This window comes from Amycolatopsis sp. NPDC104587 (genome assembly GCF_055583645.1).
Genome location: NZ_JBVJNO010000022.1, coordinates 1 through 20,983 on the forward strand (window position 1 = coordinate 1; position 20,983 = coordinate 20,983).

The window sequence follows — 20,983 nt, forward strand, 5'->3', positions numbered from 1 at the left end:
CCACCCACACACAATCGAAGACAACTCTTCCCCCCCCCCCCCCCCCCCCACCCCCCCCCCCCCCCCCCCCCCCCCCCCGGGACCGGTGTTCTCACGTCTCGCAGGCCACACCGTCGTGGTCTCTGTCCAGTTCGGGACGGTACCCGGGCTGGCCGACGTGCAGAGGTGCCGCATGGGCGGCTTTTGCCTCCGAACAGTTCTTGTAGTACACGCTGTTGTTGTCCGGCTCCGGAGCAGGAGGATCCGCCGCCGTCGTGCGCGGCGGCTTCGGCGCCGCCTTGGTGGCCGGTGCGGGCGGCGCCGAGGTCGGCTGCGGATCGGGCTGCGGAACCGGCGCCGCCAGAGTCAGCGAACCGTTGCACGGCGGGCCCCAGAACCCCTTGGTGGCCTGGTGGGCAGCGGTTTCGGCCGCCGCCAACGCCGAACCGGCGGCCTTGAGGTAGCCGTTGGACACGGCCAGGGTGCCGTAGTCCTGACCGTCGGCCAGTGCCACGGTGACGCCGGACGCGGTGTCGGCGCCTAGCCGGACCGCGGTACCGATCAGCTTGGAGCCGGCCCAGGCCACCGTTTCCGGTCCGAAGCAGTCGCTGGTCGTCCCGGGTGTGCTGACGTCTTGGACGCGCACGGTTCGGTGGGTGCCGTCGCTGCCGGCGACGTCGAGGTTCGCGGCGTCCGTCACGCTCGTGACGGTGTAGGTGACCGGAGCGGTCGCAGCGGTCGTGGTGGTGCTGCTGCTGGTTGTCGGAGTGGCCGTCGTGGCCGGTGCCGCGGTGGTGTTCACCTCCGGTGACTTCCCGAAAATCGCACCGAGAAGGAACAGGACGGCAAAGGCGGCCAATGTGATCTTGAGCCAGTTCGGAACGCGCCTTTTCGCGCGGGGCGGCCCCTGGTCGGACGGATGCATGGGGAATTCCTCGTTCCTTGACGCGACGTGCCGACCCTGGGTTCGTGAAAACAACGGCCGACGTTACGCCCGGGCGCGTAACGGACCATCATCTGTTATTCGGCGGAATCTTTCTGTCACGATCGGATCACGAATCCTTGATGATTCCCGAAAATCTGTGACGCCGTTGTCCGATGGCGCGATCTCCTCGACGTGATCGAATCTCTTCCGCTGTCCGGGCCGGGCGGCCACCCGGCGCACGGCATCGACTTCACCGCCGTGGAAATTCGCATGACGGGACTGCGCCCGGGGCACGTGGTCGAGCTCGCCGCGGTGCGTGTCCGGTCCGACGGTTCGGTCGCCGGTGAGTTCACGACGCTGGTCGATCCCGGCCGTGGGGTGTCGGCAGGGTCGGCGTTCGTGCACGGAATCACGCCGGAGGAGCTCACCGGAGCGCCGCCGTTCGGAGCTGTGCTCGGTCCACTGCTGGACCTCTGTGCCGGCAGTGTCGTCGTGGCGCACAACCTGCCGCAAGTCGCGGGCTTCCTGGACGCCGAAACCGCCCGGCTCGGTGTTCGCCTGCCGCTCCTGCCGGGCGTGTGCACGCTCGTGGCGGCGCAAACCGTCATCGCCTTGCCGAACTACCGGCTCGCGACGGTTGCCCACGCGGTCGGCGTGCCGGGCACCCCGGCTCAGCCGGCGTTGACCGGCGCCCGCACCGTCGCGCAGCTGGCGGTCACGCTCTTCGGCAGGCACGGGCTGAGCTTCGGGGTGGTGCCGGGGTTCCCGGTGCTGCCGAGGTACGCCGCGACGGGCCAGCTCCGGCCTCGCGCGGACGCGACTCCGGACGACCCAGGCTGGATGGCCGGTGTGATCGAGCGGATCACGATCGGCTCGACCACCGGTGAGCCGGCCACCGCCTACGCTTACCTGGACCTGCTTGCCGGGGCGGTCGCCGACGCACACCTGACCCACGACGAGGTGTGGGCACTGGCCGCGTTGGCCACCGAGGCGGAGCTGCCCGAAGCCCAGGTGCGCGGGGCTCACGAGCAGTTCGTGCAGGCCCTGAGGAATGTCGCCGAGAGGGACGGGGTGGTCACCACTGCCGAAGCCCGCGAGCTCCAGCAGGTGGCGACGGCGCTCGGAATGGCCGAACTCGTCGGCGATCTGCGGCCGTCCGGTGGCGGCAGACCGACGCGAGTCCTGGTGCTCGGGACCACGGTCGCGGCGGACCGGTTCCGCGCCCGGGTACTCGCCGAAGGTGTCCAGCTCGCCAAGAAGCTGACCGCGACCGTGACGCACCTCGTTCGCGACGAGACGGTTCCGGCGCACGAGCCCAGGTTGGCGCGGGCAGCGGAGCTCGGCGCCGTGGTCGTCGACCTTGCCGCGGCGCCGGTCGCCTTGGGATTCGAGGCGGCCGCGGTGGCTCGACCAGGTCCGCGTCCGCCCGCCGCGCCGCGGACCGTTACCCAGGTCGTTCCGATGCCTCGTCCGGCGGTGCCGCAGGCCCGGCCGGAAATGACAACCTCGGCTGCGCCCCAGCCGGCCGGAGCGAAGCCCGGACTCTCGGTCCGAGTGCTCGGTGGACGAATCCTCATGGGCGTCGGATTGCTGCTGATGTTCCTGGTTGTCATCGGCATGTTCGGAGGTACGCCGGTGGTCGCGGGGATCTTCCTGAGCGTCTTCGGCGTCGGCGCCCTGCTCGGCGGCTGGTGGATCGCCGAGCCCGCGCCGCGGTGAGCGGAGTTTCGGTACCGTCGGCCCGGTGCCACGACTGATCCACCTGAACGGCCCGTCCGGGATCGGGAAGTCGACGATCGCGCGGGCCTACGCCGAGCGGCATCCCGGGGTGCTCAACCTCGACACCGACCGGGTCGTCTGCCTCATCGGCGGCTGGCAGGAGACCTTCTTCGAGACCTTCAAGGCCGCGCAGCTGCTCACGCTCGTCATGGCCGAGACGCACCTGCGCACCGGCCACGACGTCGTGATGCCGCAGCTCGCCACCCGCGTGGTCGACATCGAGGCGTTCGAAGCCGCGGCCGCGGGGTGCGGGGCCGAGTACCGGGAAATCCTGCTGACCGCGGCGAAGCCGGTCGCGCTCGGGCGGTTCGCCGCGCGGGCCGCGGCCGGGGACGAGGTGACCCGAGGCGTCGACGACGTCGTCCAAGGCCGCGGTGGCACCGCCATCGTCGAGCGGATCCACGACCAGCTCACCGCCTACCTGCCGCAGCGGCCGCGGTGTGCCGTCGTGCCCACCGACGGGCTCGCGCCCGAGGCCACCTACGACGCCGTGCTCGCCCACCTGCGGGCGGGCTGAGGCTTTCCGGTTCACTGGTCGGTATGGCGGCGATCCCCGAATTCGCGATGCGGCAGATCGAGCGGTGGTGTGCCCAGCGCGGTTCCGCCGGGTGCCGCGTGCTGGAGCGCGCCGTGGTCATCGTCGAATCGGCGGACGGCGCCGGGGAACGGGAAATCGCGCGGTTGTCGCTCGACGAGTTCGGGATCTGGTCGATGCTGCGGCCCGACGGCGCCGGCGGGTGGCTCGCCGACCCGGACGCGCCCGTCGCGAGCACTCCGCCGCCGTTGCTGGCGCAGCTCTGACTCAGGACGGCGGCGGGAAGCGGACCTCGTTGCGGTCGATCTTCGCGTGCGCCGCCTCCGCCAGGTCGACGCCGAGGCGGTCGGCCAGCTGGAGCAGGTACAGCGTGACGTCCGCGATCTCGTCGAGCACGTTCGCCTCCAGCGCCGGGTCCGCGCGCCACGCGTCCGACTCCTCCGGCGTCAGCCACTGGAACAGCGAGGTCAGCTCGCCGACCTCACCGGACAGGGCCATCACGAGGTTCTTCGGGGTGTGGAACGGCTCCCAGGCGCGGGCGGCCGCGAAGCCGCGGAGGCGCTGGGTCACGTCGTCGAAGGTCACGGGCCGATTGTCCCCGGCGGTCACGGACCGCTAACGGCCGTATGGCGGACTGCCGTTGACCGGTGAATCTCTCACTCAATAGGTTGACGTCCGTCGGGATGACAGCGGGGCCCAGGGCACGGGAAGGACCGTCTTGAAGTACCTGCGATCCGTCCGCGGACGCATGCTGTGCATCGCGCTCATCCCCGGCGGTGGGCTGGTCGTCGTGGCTCTGGTGATCGCGTTCTTCCTGGTGCAGCAAGCGGTTCGGACCAGCGACCTGGCCATGGAGACGGCGGGCGCCGCGGACCGGACGGCCCGCGCCGTGGTCGTGTTGCAGGCCCAGCGCAGTGACGCGATGGCCGCGCCCGACCACCGGACCGGGGCGTACGCGAATTTCACCCAGCGGATCGACGGCGCGATCGCCGGGCTGCGCGACTACGCGCGCCGCGCGCCGAACGCGGAGTCCGGCTACCAGCAGACGACCGCCGTCGAGCTGCTTTCCGCCGCCGAAGGGCTGGATCGCTCCGATTCCCTTGCCCTGGCGGGGATCGACGGGGTGACCCGGCGGCCGTACGCCGCGGCCGTGGCCGCCTACCGCGCGGACCTGGCCCGCGTCGAGCCGCAGCTGACCGAGAGCGGCCGAATGGCGTACGAGGCGCTCATCCGCAGCGCCGACTGGAGCAGGCTGGCCGCCGCCGAGGACGCGTTCGCCACCGACGAACCGCTGCCCGTGCCCGAGTCCACCTGGCGCAGCGCCGCCTACAGCGTCTCCGACCAGCTCGGCCGGCTGTACTCGCAGCAGAGCCAGTACGCCGTGCAGCTCACCCTCGACGACGGCCGCCGCACGCTGGCCGGCGCGCTCGCCGCGGGCACCGCGCTGCTGCTGTTCGCCGTGCTCCTGCTGGTCGTCGTGCGGCGGCTGGTCGCGCGGGTGCCGGTGCCGGTCGTCCCGATCATGGTGCCGACGGTCCACCCGGCCATCCCGCGACCCCGCCACGCTCGGTCACAACGGCCGCGCACCCCCGAGCCGTGGCCGCTGAAAGCCGTGCTCGACGACTTGCGGCGCTTCTGAGCCCGTGACGGAGAGTCATGAACTACTCCGAAAAGAGCACGCGGTTGGCCCACACGCCACGCCGTCGCGGTCGGGCAGACTGGTCCGCGTGAGTCCCCACTCGGATCTTCGCCCCTACCTGCGCACTTTGGACGCGGAGACGCTGGCGGACCTGCTGCACGCCCACGCCGATCGTGACCCTGAGCTACGGCATTCGCTCGAACTGCGCGCGGCCACCCAATCCGGTGACGTCAGTGAGGCGCACCGGCTCCTGGACACCGCGGTGACCGACGGGAACGTCGAGTACACCGCGAAGATCGGCGCGGTGCTCGACACGCTGCAGCGGCTGCTCGACGCCGGCAGCCCCGCCGACCTGGCCCCGCTCGCCCGCCGCACGGTCGACGACGTCAGCGAGGTACTCGAGCAGTCCGGAGACCACACCGGCGACCTCGGCGACCGGCTCGAACGCGCCGTGGAGCTGTACGCCCGCGCGTGCACCGCCCGGCCGCCGGACCCGGAGAAGCTGGCCGACTGGATCCTCGAGGTCGAGTTCGACGGCCCCGGCCGGCCGGTCATCGACCTCGCCGAGTTCGCGACGGCGCTGGGCGAGCCCGGGCTCCGCCGGATCAAGTCCACTGTGGACGACGTGCTCACCGCGAGCGGGTCCGGACACCGGCGTGACGTGGCCGAACGGCTGCGGGAACAGCTGGCCGAGGTGCTCGGCGACGTCGACGAGCTGGTCGCGATCCTCTCGGCGAAACCGCCGCGGCGTGAGGTCAGCCTCAAGATCGTCCGGGTGCTGCGCGCCGCGGGCCGCCACAGCGAGGCCATCGCGCACGCCGCCCGCGCGCTCACCCACGACAAGAACCCGAAGCCCCCGGAACCCGACGACGAAACCTCCCGCCGTCGCAAGGACTTCGACGCGCACCCGGACCGCGAGACGTTCGCCGCGCTGCGCGAAGCCGCGACCGGCGACGGGAAGTGGACGACGCAGCGCCGGGCCGCGCTCGCCCGCCTGCGTGAGCTGGCCGCCGAGGGCGCCGCGCAGGCCGACGAGCTGGCTCGCGTCCTGCTCGACGACGGCCGTCCCGACGAAGCGTGGCGCGCCTGCGTGCGGTTCGGGGCCTCGCCGGAGCTGAAGCTCGAACTGGCTGAACAGCGCGCCGCCGAGCACCCGGCCGAGACGATCCCGGTCTTCCGCGAGCACGTCGAGGAGCTCATCGAGCGGAAGGACCCGCAGGCCTACCAGGAAGCCGCGCGCCGGCTGAAGCTGTTGCGCACCTTGCACAAGCGGGCGGAAAGCCCGGAGGAGTTCACCGCGTACCTCGGCGGGCTGGTGGAAACCCACCGCCGGAAAACCCGGCTGATCACGGAAATCCGGACCGCGCGCATTGCCCTGCCGAAGCCCGTATCTTCCCCGCGCGCACCTCGTTGACCGAGGTGAGCCGGTGATTCACGTGCACCGCTCATCGAGATCCCGCCAAGGCGGTCTTCCGCTCTGGCCAGCTACGTCGCGGTGGCCCTGTCCCGCCGTCCGGCTCGGCGCCTCCCCGTCGAGCACGCGGCGGGACCCGCGCCAGGGCCACCGCGACCAGCTCTGAAACTATGAGTTCATGAGCCCGGTGAGTCGCGCCCGCAAGAAGAACCCGCAGCCGGTCACGCACAGCGTGACCGGTCTGTTCAAGGACGTCCTGAACGACTTCTCGGCGCTGGGCGCCGACCCCTCGCCGGTGGACGTCGAGCTCCTCGCGTCCGAAGTCCTCGGCCAGTTCCACGACGTGCCCCTCGAAGCGGGCGACGAGCCGCTCGGCCTCGAGCTGATCGCCTTCGCGCAGCGCAAGATCACGCCGGGCGCGGCCGCGCTGCTGGCCGCGCTCAAGGTCGTCGCCGAGACCGACGTCGAGCGCAAGGCCGCCGAAGACGGCCTGCAGGTCGTCCTCGGCCGCGGCATCCCCGCGCCCGGCTGGGCCCCCGGGCTGGGCCGGGTCACCGCCGGCGAGTGCTGGCGGACCGGGGACGTCTACGGCGACGAGTCGTCCCTGCTCTGCGTCTTCTCCCACGGCGACGTCCAGCACGGCCTGCTCGCGCTGCTCGACTTCAGCGAAACCGGCCGTGTGCGCGACCTCGTGGTCATCGAGCAGCCCGGTGAGGTCCTCGCCGAGATGCGCGCCCAGGCCGAAGCGGACCCCGAGCTCGTGCTGTTCGAAGCCGTCGAGCCGGCCGAGGCGCACCGCCTCCTCGCCGACGGCCTCGCGGCGACCGACCACCTCGACGAGGCCGACGTCAGCGAGGACTACGCGCGCTTCCACGCCGTCGCGCTGACCTGGAGCCGCGCGCTGCCGGAGCCCGCGCTCGTCCCCGAGATCGCCGAATGGTCCGACACCGAGCGGGCGGCCGTCGTCGAGCAGTTCGTCGCGGCGAGCGGGGAGGACGCCGGCGCCGCGCGCGCCATCGGCGGCCTGCTGCTGGAGCACGGGGTGCGCACCGACCCGGCGAGCCCGCTGCGCGTCGGCCCGGAGAAGCTCGCGCGGTTCCTCGAGGGCCTGCTCGGCGAGGAGTACGAGCTCGACGCCGAGTACGAAGACGCCGTCGAGCCGGTCGTCCTGGCCTGGGTGCAGTGGACGGCGGAGCGCGCTGGGCTGACCGAGACGGCGATCGCCGCGCTCGACGAAGCCGTCGCCGACTACCTGAGCGAGTACGCCGACGAGGACGACTCCCCGCTGGAGCGCTACTTCGGCGACATCGGCGAGCTGTCGCCCACCGAGCTGGCGGACGCGCTGGAACGCCGGATGTTCGCCGTGCCGTCGCTGACCACCGAGATCGAGGACGAAGAGGTCGACCTCGACCCCACCGACCCCGAGCAGCGCCGCGCGCTCGTCATCGCCGAAGCCGACGAAGACGAGGAAGAGCAGCGGCTGGTGCTGCGCGCGACGATCGTCGACCAGCTGTGGGACGACGAGCCCGCCGAGGCCTGGCAGGCCGTGCAGCGCCTGCAGGAGGGCGAGCTCGACCGCGACGAGATCTTCGAGCAGCTGATCGACGCGCTGGAAGGCAGCCTGCTGGATTCGGAAACGCTGGAGTACGACGCCGACGGTTACGTCGAGGCGCTCACCGGACTCTGACGGCTCAGGGGAGGGGGCCCGCCGGCTCGGCGGGCTTCACCTTGCGGCGGCGCTCCTGCAGCCGGTCGTCGAAGTCGACGACGAACGTTCCGGCGGCCATCGCGATCAGCAAGGCCAGACCGAGCACCGCACCGACCCACGTGAGGATCATCGTGAACATCGTGGGCCTCCTCCCCAGCTCAGAGCCGTGTTCCTGTCTTCTTCAGGGTCGCTTTCCCGCCCCCGCACCGGTATCGGCCAACCGGTTACGGCACCTCGGCCGATCGGCCGGGTTCCGGCGCGGAGAGTCGCGAGCGCACCACGATGCGTGCCCGGTCGTTCGCCGAGCGTGGGAATGAGTCGCATGTGGGTGACGGGGTCAGAGCTTGCGCAGGCGGACCCGGTTGATCGTGTGGTCGGCGTCCTTGCGGAGCACGAGCGTGGCCCGCGGGCGGGTCGGCTTGATGTTCTCCATCAGGTTCGGCTCGTTGATCGAGTGCCACAGGTGCCGTGCCTCGGCGCGGGCCTCGTCGTCCGGCAGGCCGGCGAAGTGGTGGAAGTGCGACGCCGGGTCCGCGAACGCCGTGTGCCGCAGCTCCAGGAACCGCTCGACGTACCAGCGCTGGATGTCGTCGGTGTGCGCGTCGACGTAGAGCGAGAAGTCGAAGAGGTCGGACACCATCAGCCGCGGGCCCGGCTGCAGCACGTTCAGGCCCTCGACGATGAGGATGTCCGGCTGCTGCACGACCTGCTCCTGGCCGGGCAGGATGTCGTAGGCCAGGTGCGAGTACACCGGCGCGGCGACCCGCTCGGCGCCCGACTTGACCTCGGTGACGAACCGCAGCAGCGCGCGGCGGTCGTAGCTCTCCGGGAAGCCCTTGCGGTGCATGATCCCGCGGCGCATCAGCTCGGCGCGCGGGTAGAGGAAGCCGTCGGTGGTGACCAGGTCGACGCGGGGGTGGTCCGGCCAGCGGGCGAGCAGCGTGCGCAGGATGCGGGCGGTGGTCGACTTGCCGACCGCCACACTCCCGGCGATGCCGATCACGTACGGGACCTTCGTGCCGCGGGAGTCGTCACCGAGGAACGTCGTGGTGGCTTCGTAGAGCCGCTGGCGCGCGGCGACCTGAAGGTTGATCAGGCGGGACAGCGGGAGGTAGACGTCGGCCACCTCGGCGAGGTCGACCTGCTCACCGAGACCGCGCAGCTTCAGCAGCTCCGCCGCGGTCAGCGGCAAGGGCGTCGAACTTCGCAGTTCTTTCCACTGTTCCCGGTGCAGCTCGACATACGGGCTGAGTTCGCGGACCCGGGTCATCGCACACTCCTCCGGCCGTCGCCTGCACTGGCGGACGTTCACCTGCGTGATTAACGGTAGGGCTTACGGCCGGTGAACGCGCTGTGATGTAGTCCACCCCACTAACTTCGGGTGATCACCGAGGGTGACGGCGGCCGAAGACCTCGTCCCAGGCCGCGGCGACCTGGCGGGCGCAGGTCGCGGGATCGACGCCGCCGATCCCGGTGCCGAGGCCCGGCATCGCGATGGTGTCGACGTACTCGCGCACCGGGCCGTGGTCGAGCCGGCCGTCCCGCCAGTTCAGGAACACCGCGCGGGCGGCGAGGTAGGGGTGCACGGTGTCGGCGGGCAGCCGCTCGCCGGGCTCGCGCATCGTCGGCGCGCTGATGAGCCACGCCGGCTCGGCTTCGCCGGTCGGGACGATCACGGCCTCGCCGATGGGGAGCTCGCCGCCGTGAAACGCCAGCACGGCGCTCCGGACGCTCTGCTCCACACCGGGGAACGCCTGCGCGTAGACGGCGTCGATGCCGCCGCGCATCCAGCCGTAGGAGTTGGCCGGGCTCACCACCGCCTGGGCGACGACGTCGAGCACCGACCCGCGGTGCACCTGGACCCGGCCGGCCAGCTTTTCGGCAGCGGCGGTCCAGGCGGTGGCGAGTGGTTCGTCAACGGCGCACAGCACCAGCTCCGGGGAGCGGGGGGAGACCGGCGGGTGTGCGCCCTCACGGCCGGTGTGCGTGCCCGAGTCGGCGGTCACGCGCCTAAGCATCGCAAAAAATGCCACCCGGCGTAACCGGTTCACGTACCGGCTGTCCGAGTGAAAGTCGCCACCCCCGTAGCCTGAGCCGGTGTCACGGATCGCATACTTCGGCCCCCAGGGGACCTTCACCGAACAGGCCGCGCGGATCCTCGCCGACGGCGACGAGCTGGTCCCGCTGGAGACCGTCCGGCTGGCGATGACCGCCGTCCGCACGGGTGAGGTGGACGCCGCGTGCGTGCCGATCGAGAACTCCGTCGAAGGGGTCGTGCCGGCGACGCTCGACGCGCTCAGCGAGTCGACCCCGCTGGTCGCCGTGGCCGAGGCCATCCTGCCGATCCACTTCAGCGTGCTGACGCGCCACGGCGCCGGGGAGATCAAGTCCGTCGCCAGCCACCCGCACGCGCTCGCCCAGGTCCGCGAGTGGGTCGAGGCGAACCTGCCGGGCGCCCACGCGGTCGCGTCCTCCTCGACGTCGGCGGCCGCGGTCGGCGTGCTCGAAGGCGAGTTCGACGCCGCGGTCTGCGCGCCGGTCGCCATCGAGCACTACGACCTCGAGGTGCTGGCCACCGAGGTCGGCGACGTCTCCGACGCCGCGACGCGGTTCCTGCTGGTGCGGCAGCCGGGTGCGCTGCCGGCCGCGACCGGCGCCGACCGGACGTCCGTGGTCGCCGCGGCGGTGAACCGCACCGGCACGCTCGCCGAGCTGCTCACCGCGCTGGCCGACCGCGGGATCAACCTGACCCGCCTCGACGCCCGGCCGACGCGCAACAACTTCGGCGAGTACCGCTTCTTCATGGACTTCGAGGGGCACGTGGCCGAGCCGCGGATCCACGACGCGCTCACGGCGTTGCGCCGGCACTGCCACCACCTGCGGTTCCTCGGCTCGCACCCGCGGGCGGACGGGACCCGCTCGACGATCGAGCCCGGTTTCGGCAACGACGAGTTCACCGAGGCGGCCGCCTGGGCCGACGCGGTCCGCAAGGGGGAGCTGGCGTGAGGCTGCTGCTCATCCGCCACGGCCAGACCGACGGCAACGTCCGGGGCGCGCTCGACACCGCGCTGCCCGGCCCGCCGCTGACCGAGCTCGGCCAGTCGCAGGCCGCCGCGCTCGCGGGGCGGCTCGCGGGCGAGCCGGTGGTCGCGGTGTACGCGTCACAAGCGACCCGCGCTCAGCAGACGGCGGCGCCGCTGGCCGCGCAGTTCTCCCTCGACGTGCAGGTCGTCGACGGTGTCCACGAGGTGGTCGCCGGTGACCTCGAGGGCGCGACCGACCACGGCTCGATCCGGGTCTACATGGAGACCGTCCGGAAGTGGACGCTCGGCGACCTGGAGCCGTCCCTGCCCGGCGGCGAGAGCGGCACGAGCGTCCGCACCCGGATGCTCGACGCCGTCGCCGGGCTGCGCGCCAAGCACGAGCAGGCCGACCCGGACGGAGTAGTCGTCCTGGTCAGCCACGGCGGCGCGATCCGGCTGGCCGGCGAGTGGCTGGCGCCCAACGTCCACGCGGACATCGCGAACGCCGCGCTGATCCCCAACACCGGTCTAGTGGAGCTCGACGCCCGCTCGGACGGGCGCTGGCACTGCCTGAGCTGGGCCGACACCCCGCTCTGAGAGGTCACCGGAACGTGTTCGCGCGATCGCGGAAGTGCACCACATGGAAATAGAGTGTGTGGGTAATTAACGGGTGGGAGCCAACCCATCCGGGGGCCGGTACGTCTACCGACCAGGAGCACCCAACTAGGGAGGCGAGTGGAGTGCAGCTTTCACGGTTGTTCCCGGTCGTAGCGGCCACGGCGGGCGTCTTGGCGCTGTCCGCCTGCGGTGGGGGAGCCACGCCGGCCGCCAGCAGTTCGACCCCGACGACGTCGGAGACCCCGAGCTCGACCACGGCCACCACGGCCGCGTCGAGCCCCAGCAGCTCGGCCCCGGCGCCGTCGCCGACGGTCGCGCCGGTGGACAACGGGCTCTGCAAGGCCGGCGACGTCACGCTGTCGCTCGGCCAGGGTGACGCGGGCGCGGGCTCGGTGTACCGGCCGCTGGTCATCAAGAACAGCAGCTCGAAGCCGTGCGAGATCCAGGGCTTCCCCGGCGTCTCGTACGTGGCCGGCACCGACGGGCACCAGGTCGGCAAGGACGCCTTCCGCGAGGGCACCAAGGGCAACGCGGTGAAGCTGAACCCGGGGCAGTCGGCGATCGCCGACATCCAGTTCGTGAACGTGCGGAACTTCGACTCGGGCACCTGCCAGCCGACGGCGGTGAAGGGTCTGCGGATCTACCTGCCGCAGGAGACCGCGTCGAACTTCGTGCCGTCCGACGGCACCGCCTGCGCGAGCACGAAGATCCCCGGCAACCAGCTCGCGGTGAAGACGGTCCACCCGGCCTAGATCCGGGCGCAGATCTCCTTCGCCTGGACCAGGTGCCGCTGCCCGGAGATGTCGTTGAAGTGCAGGCTGAGCACCATGCGGCTGACGCCGTCGATGTGGTCGGCCAGCGGCTGGTAGTTGGCGTTCACCTGGGCGGCCGCCGCGGCGAGCTCGCGCGCGGCCGTCATCCGGTGCAGCCGCTCCCCGGAGAGGCCGGGGGTCAGCGACGGCTGCGCGTCCCGGCTCGTGTCGGGCAGCTCGCCGACGCGGTCGAGCGCCTGGCACGCCGCCAGCGCGTCGTCGAGGGCGCCGGCGTGCACCCCGGACAGGCCCCAGAGCAGGCCGAGCACCCCGCCGCCCAGCACGAACCCGGCGACCGCGGACAGCACGAGCAGCCGCCGCGACGGCGGTGGGCCCGCCGCGACCTCCTCGGTCTCGGCCGAGGGCTCGTCGAAGTCGGGATCGGCGTCGGTGCCGGTGTCCACGGTGCGCATAAGCCGCCTCCCACCACCTGGGTGATGAGACATTTCAGCTCATGAACCCGGATTCCGGGGCAGGAGCGCCGTGGCTGAGTCCGATTCGTCATCCAGCGAAGACCGCCACAACGCACCCGCCGCGAAGCCGGCGATCACCAGCATCGCGACGCCGGACACGGCGAACGTCCGCGCCGCCGTGCCGAGCGCCTCGGTCAGCACCCCGCCGAGCAGGGCGCCGAGCGGGATCGCGCCCCAGACGACCGTCCGCCACACCCCGAGCACCCGGCCGAGCAGCTCGCCGGGCACCAGCCGGTGCCGCGCGGTCGCGAGCACGACGTTCACCGCGACCACGGCGGCCGCGAAGAGGCCGAACAGCGCCGCGCTCGCGACCGGTGAGCGCACCAGGCCCATCCCGCCGAACCCGGCGGCGCAGCCGGCGATGCCGCCGATGACGACCGCCCGCCGGCCGGCCGCGCGCACCAGCCGTGGCGCGAGACCGGCGCCGAGCAGCCCGCCGATCCCGCCGACGAACGCGAAGAGCCCGAAGGTCGCTTCGGACAGGTGGAGGTCTTCGAGCGCGTAGAGCACCAGCTGCGCCTGCGCGAGTTCGCTGACCAGGCTGAGCAGGCCCGCGATCGCGACCAGCCGCAGCAGCAGCCGGTGCCCGTGCAGCCAGCGCAGGCCGTCGGCCAGGTCGGTGCGCAGCTTCGCCGGGCGAACGGTCGCCTCGGCCTTCGCCCGGTAGGTGCCGGTGAGCCCGAGCAGCACCGCGGCCGCGATCGCGAACCCCGCGGAGTTGAGGACGAACGGGAAGGCCGCGAAGACCGCGAAGGTGAGGCTGCCGATCGGGCCGCCGAGGAACGTCTGGCCGACGATCTCGCACGCCTGCAGCTTGCTGTTGGCCGCGTCGAGCGAGCCGTCCCCGACCACGGCCGGGATCAGGGCGTTCGCCGCGCTGTCCGCGATGGTCTCGGCGGTCCCGATGACCAGCGCGGTGAGGTAGACCAGCCAGATCGTCATCCCGCCGGCCGCGACGAGCACCGCGAGCGCGCCGACCGCGCCGGCCCGCGCGGTGTTCGCGACGATCATCGCGCGCCGCCGGTCGATCCGGTCGACCAGCGCGCCGGCCACCGCGGCGAACAGCAGCCAGGGGAGGAACTGGGTGGCGGACAGCCCGGCGATGAGCACGGGGTCGCGCGTCAGGGTCGTGGCGAGCAGGGGCAGGGCCACCTTGCCGACACCGTCCCCCAGGTGAGACGCGGCACTCGACGTCAGCAGCCACCTGAGTCTTCGCGCACCGTCCATCGAAGCCCCCCCCAGCACCGATCGCAGTCACCCCATGACTTCGGGTAACAGGATAAGCGCGAGTTCACCCGATGGTGGTCACAGTGTCACTACTGGTGCGGGTCAGCCCCAGCCGAGCTCGTGGAGCCGGGCGTCGTCGATGCCGAAGTGGTGGCCCAGCTCGTGCACCACCGTGATCAGCACCTCTTCGACGACCTCGTCCTCGTCTTCGCACATCGAGAGGATCGGCTGCCGGTAGATCGAGATCCGGTCGGGCAGCACCCCGCCGTAGGACGACGTCCGCTCGGTCAGCGCGATCCCGTGGTAGAGCCCGAGGATGTCCGGCGCCTCGTCGTTGAACTCCTCGACGAGCACCACGACGTTGTCCATCGCCTTGGCGAACTCCGGCGGCACCTCGTCCAGGGCCTCCGAGACCAGTTCTTCGAACCGCTCCCGGCTCATCTCGACGGGCATCAGCCGCTCGTCTTCGACGTCGGCGGCGCGGAGCTCGACGCGTCCGGACCGCCGCCCCCGTCCGAGGGCGGGCCGTCGCCCGGGGGCCCGTCACCCGGCTGGCCGCCGTCGGGACCCGCGGGCGCGGCCTTGACGCTGCCGGTCACCGCCTGCAGGCCGCTGTTGTCCGGCAGCTTCGCCGCGACCTTGCAGTTGACCTTGGTCGAGCCGGCGTCCCAGCTCTCCTGCTCCCGCAGGTCCCAGGTCAGGATCAGGTGCTTCGCGTTCAGGTCGGCCCCGCCCGTGTAGTCCGCCGCCTGCTTGGTGCACTCGGTGTCGAGCCAGCTCTTCTGGTCTTCCTGCGACGGGTAGGCGTCCTTGAACTTCGTCTTGAGGTCGAGGGTCGCGATGATCTCGTAGGAGTGCGGCTTGGTGCACTCGACCGGGTCGCCGACGCCCTTGCCCTGCAGCGCCAGGCACGTGCCCGGCTCGAAGACCAGCGACTGGTCCTGCCCCTTCGCCGGCCCGGTCGTCGGCAGCAGCTTGCCGCCGGGGCCCGCCCACTGCAGGCCGCAGCGCAGCTGGCGGTCGCCGTCGTCCCACTGGGACGGCGTCGGGCGCAGCAGGTTCGTCGTGAGCTTGCCGTACGGGTCGAGGCCGTGCCCGAGGTACGGCTTCACGTCCGCGGTGCACTTCTGCTGCGCGATCTGCTGCCACTGCTCCAGCGACGGCACCGGCGCGCCCTCCGGGAACTGGGCGCCGATGTCCACGAGCGTGGTCACCTCGAACAGGTGCGGCTGGGCGCAGTCGACCTTGCGCGCGTCACTCGCGTCCGGGTTGTCCCAGGTCAGGCAGCTGCCGGGCGGTGAGTGGAAGGCCTCCTGGGCCGCCGGGGACAGCTTGCCGGCGCCACCACCGGCGCCGCCCGCGATGTCACCGCCCCACGAGAAGACGACACTGAGGGCGAGCGCGATCAACGCGCCCGCGAAGATCCCGCCCATCACGACGCGGGTGCGCAGCGTCTGCGTGGCGGTGGGGAACCGATCGGCGCTGGGAGACATCGCAGTCCATGATGCCCGCGCCGCGCGAGACGTGCGCGACCTAGGGTGGTTAGGGTGGGTCACGGTTTCGTGGTGGCCGGGATTACGGAGCGCACATGACGCAGGACAACAACACTGGGGACCAGCCGCCCCCGGAACCGCCGAAGCGCGGTTCCATGAGATTCCAGGACTCGAACACACAGCCCCGCCAGCCGTCGGTTGCGGAGCAGCGAGCCCGCCAGCAGGCGCTCGTGCAGGAGGAACGCGACGCCGAGGTGGCGCGCCAGGCCGACGCGAAGGCGGCGACCCGGCGCAAGATCCTGATCGGCAGCGGGGTCACGGTCGGGCTCGTCGGGCTCGTCGCGACGTTCTACGCCGTCGCGAAGCCGGCGGGAGACGTCACAGCCGTCTGCACCGACAACAACGGTGTCATCCAGAACGACGACAACTGCGACGAGAACTACGTGACCAGCCACGGCGGCTACCACAGCGGTGGCTTCCTGTTCCTCCCGATCCCGGGCGGCGGTTACAACAGCTACCGGTACAACTACGGCGGCACCGGCGTCATCGGGCAGCGCGTGTCCGGCGGCTCGTACGACGCGCCGTCGTCGCGGACCAACGTCAACACGAAGTCCGGCAAGTCCGTCCAGCGCGGCGGCTTCGGCATCAGCGGCAAGAGCGGCAGCACCGGCGGGACCGGCGGCAGCGGCAAGAGCGGGGGATCGTAGGTGTACCGGGACCGGCGTGAGCCGCGGCGCGACTGGCAGCGGATCGTCGAGGAGCAGGGGCTCGTCTACGGCACGCCGGCCCGCGACGCGAGCGGGCGGATGCGGCCCTACTGGGACGAGTCCGTGCACTACGTCTTCGACATGGACGAGGTCCTCTCCCTCGAAGCCGACGTCGAACTGCTGCACTCGATGTGCCTCGAGGCCGTCGACAACGTCGTGACGACCGAGGGCTACCAGCGCTTCGGCATCCCGGAGTGGGTCTGGCCGCACATCGCGGAGTCGTGGAAGCGGCAGGACCCGCACGTCTACGGCCGGTTCGACCTGCGCTACGACGGCAAGTCGCCGGCGAAGCTGCTGGAGTACAACGCGGACACGCCGACCACGCTGCTCGAGGCGTCGCTGCTGCAGTGGCACTGGAAGACCGACGTCTTCCCGGACGACGACCAGTGGAACTCGATCCACGAGAAGCTCGTCGAGCGCTGGGCGTTCCTGCAGGACAAGCTGCCGTCGAACGAGCTGCACTTCACCTGGTCGGCGGCCGACCCGTCCGGCGAGGACAACGTCACCACGGCGTACCTGCAGGAGACCGCGGCCGAGGCCGGGCTCGACACGGTGGGCCTGGCGATCGAGGAGATCGGCTGGGACCCGCTGCTCAAGCGGTTCGTCGACCTCGAAGAGTCGCAGATGGCGACCGTGCTGAAGCTGTACCCGTGGGAGTGGGTGGTCGACGAGGAGTTCGGCCGCAACGCCGTCGAGTCGCTGCCGCGGACGTTGTGGATCGAGCCGCTCTGGAAGATGATCCTCTCCAACAAGACGCTGCTGGCGATCCTGTGGGAGAACTACCCGGGCCACCCGAACCTGCTGCCCGCCTTCGCCGACGACCCCGGCATCCTCACCGAGTACGTCCGCAAGCCGAAGCTGGGCCGCGAGGGCGCGAACGTGCAGATCGTCGCCACCGGTTACGAGACCCAGACCGACGGTGTCTACGGCGCCGAAGGGTTCGTCTACCAGGCGTTCGACCCGCTGCCCGAGTTCGACGGCTACCGGCCGGCGCTCGGCGCGTGGATCGTCGGCGACAGCTCGGCGGGCCTGGGCATCCGCGAGACCGGCGGCCTGGTCACCGACGACGGTGCGGCATTTGTCCCACATCGCATCCCCGAAGCGTGATACAACACCGTCGCTGATCAGCTCTTTCCTCCTGGGAGACAACTCGTGAACACGACCCTTGCGCTGTCCGACACGTTCGGCTCCGACCTCGTGCGGGGGATCGGCGCGATCCTGCTCTACGGCGTCATCGGCCTGCTGCTGATGTTCGCCGGGTTCTACGCGATCGACTGGACCACGCCGGGCAAGCTGTCGAAGCTGGTCACGCAGGGCCTGCCGAACGCGGTGATCGTGACCGCGTCCGGGATGCTCTCGATGGCGTTCATCGTCGTCGTGGCGATCTTCAACTCGGCCAGCGACCTCACCGAGGGCCTGATCACCTCGCTCGTCTACGGCCTGCTCGGGATCATCGTCCAGGTGATCGCGGTCCGGCTGCTGGAGTGGGCGACCCGGATCGACGTGGCGTCGACCATCGAGAGCGAGAAGTTCGCGCCGGTGAGCATCGTCGTCGCGGCCGCGCACCTCGGCCTGGGCCTCGTGGTGGCGGTCGGCATCTCCTGACCTCGGGTGTGAGCCGGGGCACGCGGCGCGTGGCCCGGCTCTTCCGTTCCCACTAGCGTGGGGTTCGTGCGCCTGCTGAGGACACCGGACGACCGGTTCACGGACCTGCCCGACTTCCCCTTCGAGCCGAAGTACGTCGAGCTCGATGACCCGCACGGCGGCGTGATCAGAGTGGGGTACGTGGAGGCGGGCCCGGCCGACGGACCGCCGGTGCTGCTCCTGCACGGCGAGCCCAGCTGGTCGTTCCTCTACCGCAAGATGCTCCCGGTGCTGGCCGCCGCCGGGCTCCGCGCGATCGCGCCGGACCTGGTCGGCTTCGGCCGCTCCGACAAGCCCGGCGACATGGTCGACCACACCTACGCCCGGCACGTGAACTGGCTGCGCGGGTTCGCGTTCGACGCCCTCGACCTGCGGGACGTCACGCTCGTCGGCCAGGACTGGGGTGGCCTGATCGGCCTGCGCCTGGTCGCCGAGCACCCTTCGCGGTTCGCGCGCGTGGTGGCGGCCAACACGGGCTTGCCGACCGGCGACCACGACATGCCGGCGGTGTGGCACGCCTTCCGCGAGGCCGTCGAGAAGGCCCAGGTGCTGGACGTCGCCCGGCTCGTCCAGTCGGGCTGCAAGTCGCCGCTCTCGGAGGAGGTCCGCGCGGCGTACGACGCGCCGTTCCCGAACGAGATGTACAAGGCCGCGCCGCGGGCGATGCCCGGCCTGGTGCCCTACCGGCCGGACAACCCGGCGTCGGCGGCCAACCGCGCGGCGTGGGAGACCCTCACCGAGCTGGAGATCCCGTTCCTGGTGGCCTTCTCCGACGGCGACCCGATCACCGGCGGGATGGCCCCGGTCCTGCAGCGCTCGCTGAAGGGCGCACAGGGGCTGGCGCACCCGGTGATCCAGGGCGCGGGTCACTTCCTGCAGGAAGACGCGGGTGCGGAGCTGGCCGAGCACGTGGTGCGGTTCGTCCGTGGCTGAACCCGGCTACGTGACCGAGACCCGCACCGCGTACGACACGGTCGCCGACTCGTACGCCGAGACGCTGCGGGACGCGCTGGACGCCAACCCGTGGGACCGGGCGATGCTGGGCACGTTCGCCGAGCTGGTCGGCCCGGCCGGCCCGGTCGGCGACCTGGGCTGCGGCCCGGCCCGGCTGACCGGTCACCTGGCGTCGCTCGGCCTGGACGTCTTCGGCGTCGACCTCTCACCCGGTATGGTCGCCGCGGCCCGCCGGGCGCACCCGGAACTGCGCTTCGAAGTCGGTTCGCTGGCGGCGCTGCTGCTCGACGACGGGAGCCTCGCCGGCGCGCTGGCGTGGTACTCGCTGATCCACACCCCACCGGAGCGGCTGTCGCCGGTGTTCGCGGAGCTGGCGCGGGTGCTGGCCCCGGGCGGCCGCCTGCTGACGGCGTTCCAGGTCGGCGACGAACGCCGTCACGTCTCCCAGGGGTACGGCCACGAGGTCTCCCTGGACGCGTACCGCCTGCAGCCGGACTTCGTGACCGGCCTGGCCACCGCGGCGGGCCTGGCGGTGGAGGCCCGGCTGGTGCGAGAGCCCGAAGGGCCGCTGGAGAAGACCCCGCAGGCGTACTTGCTGTTCCGCAAGCCCGGCTGAGCAGGCCCGAAACCGTCGGGCCTGCTCAGTAGGCTGGAATCGGGGGCTGTTCAGGTCAGGACAGGGCCGCGTGGGTGGCCGCGAGCGCGTCCACCAGGATGTCCAGGCCCTCCTGGGCCTCGTCCGCCGTCAACGTCATCGGCGGGCCCAGCCGCAGGACGTTCCCGTGCAGCCCGCCCTTCCCGATCAGGAGCCCGCGCTTCTTCGTCTCTTCCAGCATCCGGGCCGCCGCGGCCACATAAGGCTTGGTGGTCCCCGGCTCGACGAGCTCGACGCCGATCATCAGGCCCTTGCCGCGCACCTCGGCCACGATCGGCGACCCGGCGGCCCGGAGCCCGGAGATGAGCTGCGTCCCCCGCGCGGCGCAGTTCGCCTGCAGGTCGTGGTCCTTGATGTAGTCGAGCACCGCCGTCGCGCCGGCCATGGACACCGGGTTGCCGCCGAACGTCGAGAACGACTGGGCCTGGAAGCAGTCCAGCACGTCGCCGCGGGCCACCACCCCGCCGACCGCGAGGCCGTTCCCGAGGCCCTTCGCGAACGTCATCATGTCCGGCGTCACGCCGTGCGCGTCAATGCCCCAGAAGTGCTCGCCGGTGCGGCCCCAACCGGTCTGGACCTCGTCCGAGACGAACAGCACCCCGTAGGAGTCGAGCACCTCCTTCATCGCCCGGAAGAGGCCGTCCGGCGGCAGGCTGAAGCCGCCGACACCCTGGATCGGCTCGGCGATCAGGCACGCGACATCGCCCGCGGTCGCCGTGTCGAGCACGTCGACCAGGTCCGCGACGCAGGCCTTGATGTAGTCCGCGTCCGACATGTCCCGGAACGGGCTGCGGTACCGGTAGCCGCCGTGGACGTAGTTGACCTTCACCGGGCTCAGCGCCGACGCCGACCAACCGCGGTTGCCGGTGATCGCGACCGTCCCGAACGACCGGCCGTGGTAGGAGTTGCGCATCGCCAGCACCTGGTTGCTGCGCCGGAACTGCGTCGCGAGCATCAACGCCGTGTCGTTCGCCTCGCTGCCGGAGTTCGTGAAGAACACCTTGGCGTCCGGGATGTTCGACAGCTTCGCGATCCGCTCGGCCAGCTCGACCTGCGAGCGGATCAGGTACAGCGTCGAGGTGTGCAGGATGCCGGTGTCGAGCTGCTTGCGGACCGCGTCGCCGATCTCGGCGACGTCGTAGCCCATCGAGTTGGTCAGCACGCCGGCGAAGAAGTCGAGGTAGGTGCGGCCCTGCGAGTCGGTCATCCGCCGGTCGTGCGCGTGCACGATCTCGATCGGCTCTTCGTAGAGCAGCGACATCCAGGACGGCATGACTGCGCGGTGCCGGGCCAGCAGCTCGTCGGACATCAGACGCCTCCTCCGGTGGTTTCCCTGGA

The 20,983-nt window shown here is 71.4% G+C and carries 24 protein-coding genes; 14 read left to right on the plus strand and 10 right to left on the minus strand.

Annotation, left to right across the window (positions count from 1 at the left end; all coding sequences use genetic code 11):
- Positions 1 to 91 precede the first annotated feature (91 nt).
- On the minus strand, positions 92 to 904 hold the full coding sequence (locus ACZ61C_RS44230; RefSeq protein WP_465313964.1) for an excalibur calcium-binding domain-containing protein: 813 nt from the start codon (positions 902 to 904) through the stop codon (positions 92 to 94).
- 192 nt (positions 905 to 1,096) lie between these two features.
- Between ACZ61C_RS44230 and ACZ61C_RS44235 the strand changes: the two genes are divergently transcribed.
- From ACZ61C_RS44235 to ACZ61C_RS44245, 3 genes are read left to right on the plus strand one after another with little or no spacing between them, the layout of a single operon-like run.
- Entirely contained in the window at positions 1,097 to 2,623 is a 1,527-nt protein-coding gene (locus ACZ61C_RS44235; protein ID WP_465313965.1) for a 3'-5' exonuclease, read from the plus strand.
- Positions 2,624 to 2,648: 25 nt separating this feature from the next.
- The gene (locus ACZ61C_RS44240; RefSeq protein WP_465313966.1) at positions 2,649 to 3,200 is read left to right on the plus strand and encodes an AAA family ATPase; all 552 of its coding nucleotides are present in this window, start codon (positions 2,649 to 2,651) and stop codon (positions 3,198 to 3,200) included.
- 23 nt (positions 3,201 to 3,223) lie between these two features.
- Complete coding sequence (locus ACZ61C_RS44245) at positions 3,224 to 3,484, plus strand: DUF3024 domain-containing protein (protein ID WP_465313967.1); 261 nt, start codon at positions 3,224 to 3,226, stop codon at positions 3,482 to 3,484.
- Between the two features lies 1 nt (position 3,485).
- Here ACZ61C_RS44245 and ACZ61C_RS44250 read toward each other — a convergent pair whose 3' ends face one another.
- Positions 3,486 to 3,803, minus strand: coding sequence for a nucleotide pyrophosphohydrolase (locus ACZ61C_RS44250; RefSeq protein ID WP_465313968.1), 318 nt, complete (start codon positions 3,801 to 3,803; stop codon positions 3,486 to 3,488).
- A 133-nt stretch (positions 3,804 to 3,936) separates the two neighbouring features.
- Here ACZ61C_RS44250 and ACZ61C_RS44255 point away from each other — a divergent pair, with 133 nt between their 5' ends.
- From ACZ61C_RS44255 to ACZ61C_RS44265, 3 genes are all read left to right on the plus strand, one after another.
- The gene (locus tag ACZ61C_RS44255) at positions 3,937 to 4,857 is read left to right on the plus strand and encodes a nitrate- and nitrite sensing domain-containing protein (RefSeq protein ID WP_465313969.1); all 921 of its coding nucleotides are present in this window, start codon (positions 3,937 to 3,939) and stop codon (positions 4,855 to 4,857) included.
- 88 nt (positions 4,858 to 4,945) lie between these two features.
- Positions 4,946 to 6,271: a DUF6880 family protein gene (locus ACZ61C_RS44260; protein ID WP_465313970.1), complete on the plus strand. Its 1,326-nt coding sequence runs from the start codon at positions 4,946 to 4,948 to the stop codon at positions 6,269 to 6,271.
- A gap of 178 nt (positions 6,272 to 6,449) precedes the next feature.
- On the plus strand, positions 6,450 to 7,958 hold the full coding sequence (locus tag ACZ61C_RS44265; RefSeq protein WP_465313971.1) for a hypothetical protein: 1,509 nt from the start codon (positions 6,450 to 6,452) through the stop codon (positions 7,956 to 7,958).
- A gap of 4 nt (positions 7,959 to 7,962) precedes the next feature.
- Here ACZ61C_RS44265 and ACZ61C_RS44270 read toward each other — a convergent pair whose 3' ends face one another.
- The 3 genes from ACZ61C_RS44270 to ACZ61C_RS44280 form a co-directional block, all read right to left on the minus strand.
- Entirely contained in the window at positions 7,963 to 8,118 is a 156-nt protein-coding gene (locus tag ACZ61C_RS44270) for a hypothetical protein (RefSeq protein WP_465313972.1), read from the minus strand.
- Between the two features lie 198 nt (positions 8,119 to 8,316).
- On the minus strand, positions 8,317 to 9,249 hold the full coding sequence (coaA, locus tag ACZ61C_RS44275) for a type I pantothenate kinase (RefSeq protein ID WP_465313973.1): 933 nt from the start codon (positions 9,247 to 9,249) through the stop codon (positions 8,317 to 8,319).
- A gap of 115 nt (positions 9,250 to 9,364) precedes the next feature.
- Positions 9,365 to 9,985 (minus strand): macro domain-containing protein, encoded by a 621-nt coding sequence (locus tag ACZ61C_RS44280; protein WP_465313974.1) that lies wholly within the window; start codon positions 9,983 to 9,985, stop codon positions 9,365 to 9,367.
- Positions 9,986 to 10,076: 91 nt separating this feature from the next.
- On the opposite strand from ACZ61C_RS44280, the gene pheA reads away from it, so the two are divergent.
- From pheA to ACZ61C_RS44295, 3 genes are all read left to right on the plus strand, one after another.
- Positions 10,077 to 10,985, plus strand: a complete 909-nt coding sequence (gene pheA, locus ACZ61C_RS44285) for a prephenate dehydratase (RefSeq protein WP_465313975.1) — start codon at positions 10,077 to 10,079, stop codon at positions 10,983 to 10,985.
- A complete protein-coding gene (locus tag ACZ61C_RS44290; protein WP_465313976.1) occupies positions 10,982 to 11,599 on the plus strand; it encodes a histidine phosphatase family protein in 618 nt (205 codons plus the stop codon). The genes pheA and ACZ61C_RS44290 overlap by 4 nt, the downstream gene beginning before the upstream one ends.
- A gap of 158 nt (positions 11,600 to 11,757) precedes the next feature.
- Positions 11,758 to 12,372 carry a DUF4232 domain-containing protein gene (locus ACZ61C_RS44295; protein ID WP_465313977.1) on the plus strand — a complete coding sequence of 205 codons (615 nt, stop codon included), beginning with the start codon at positions 11,758 to 11,760 and terminating at the stop codon, positions 12,370 to 12,372.
- Here ACZ61C_RS44295 and ACZ61C_RS44300 read toward each other — a convergent pair.
- The 4 genes from ACZ61C_RS44300 to ACZ61C_RS44315 form a co-directional block, all read right to left on the minus strand.
- A complete protein-coding gene (locus tag ACZ61C_RS44300; protein ID WP_465313978.1) occupies positions 12,369 to 12,845 on the minus strand; it encodes a hypothetical protein in 477 nt (158 codons plus the stop codon). The two genes, ACZ61C_RS44295 and ACZ61C_RS44300, sit on opposite strands and share 4 nt — an antisense overlap.
- Positions 12,846 to 12,884: 39 nt before the next feature.
- Entirely contained in the window at positions 12,885 to 14,132 is a 1,248-nt protein-coding gene (locus ACZ61C_RS44305; RefSeq protein WP_465313979.1) for an MFS transporter, read from the minus strand.
- A gap of 102 nt (positions 14,133 to 14,234) precedes the next feature.
- On the minus strand, positions 14,235 to 14,585 hold the full coding sequence (locus tag ACZ61C_RS44310; RefSeq protein WP_125305989.1) for a metallopeptidase family protein: 351 nt from the start codon (positions 14,583 to 14,585) through the stop codon (positions 14,235 to 14,237).
- Entirely contained in the window at positions 14,585 to 15,625 is a 1,041-nt protein-coding gene (locus ACZ61C_RS44315) for a septum formation family protein (RefSeq protein ID WP_465313980.1), read from the minus strand. Before ACZ61C_RS44315 ends, ACZ61C_RS44310 begins: the two co-directional genes overlap by 1 nt.
- Before the next feature lie 155 nt (positions 15,626 to 15,780).
- On the opposite strand from ACZ61C_RS44315, the gene ACZ61C_RS44320 reads away from it, so the two are divergent.
- The 5 genes from ACZ61C_RS44320 to ACZ61C_RS44340 all read left to right on the plus strand — a co-directional run bounded on the left by ACZ61C_RS44320 (position 15,781) and on the right by ACZ61C_RS44340 (position 19,606).
- The gene (locus ACZ61C_RS44320) at positions 15,781 to 16,332 is read left to right on the plus strand and encodes a hypothetical protein (RefSeq protein ID WP_465313981.1); all 552 of its coding nucleotides are present in this window, start codon (positions 15,781 to 15,783) and stop codon (positions 16,330 to 16,332) included.
- On the plus strand, positions 16,333 to 17,499 hold the full coding sequence (locus ACZ61C_RS44325) for a glutathionylspermidine synthase family protein (RefSeq protein WP_465313982.1): 1,167 nt from the start codon (positions 16,333 to 16,335) through the stop codon (positions 17,497 to 17,499).
- A 45-nt stretch (positions 17,500 to 17,544) separates the two neighbouring features.
- Positions 17,545 to 17,997, plus strand: coding sequence for a DUF350 domain-containing protein (locus ACZ61C_RS44330; protein WP_086678937.1), 453 nt, complete (start codon positions 17,545 to 17,547; stop codon positions 17,995 to 17,997).
- A gap of 66 nt (positions 17,998 to 18,063) precedes the next feature.
- Positions 18,064 to 18,969 carry a haloalkane dehalogenase gene (locus tag ACZ61C_RS44335; RefSeq protein ID WP_465313983.1) on the plus strand — a complete coding sequence of 302 codons (906 nt, stop codon included), beginning with the start codon at positions 18,064 to 18,066 and terminating at the stop codon, positions 18,967 to 18,969.
- Positions 18,962 to 19,606 carry a class I SAM-dependent DNA methyltransferase gene (locus ACZ61C_RS44340; RefSeq protein ID WP_465313984.1) on the plus strand — a complete coding sequence of 215 codons (645 nt, stop codon included), beginning with the start codon at positions 18,962 to 18,964 and terminating at the stop codon, positions 19,604 to 19,606. Before ACZ61C_RS44335 ends, ACZ61C_RS44340 begins: the two co-directional genes overlap by 8 nt.
- A gap of 55 nt (positions 19,607 to 19,661) precedes the next feature.
- Here ACZ61C_RS44340 and ACZ61C_RS44345 read toward each other — a convergent pair whose 3' ends face one another.
- Entirely contained in the window at positions 19,662 to 20,954 is a 1,293-nt protein-coding gene (locus ACZ61C_RS44345) for an aspartate aminotransferase family protein (RefSeq protein WP_465313985.1), read from the minus strand.
- Between the last annotated feature and the right edge of the window lie 29 nt (positions 20,955 to 20,983).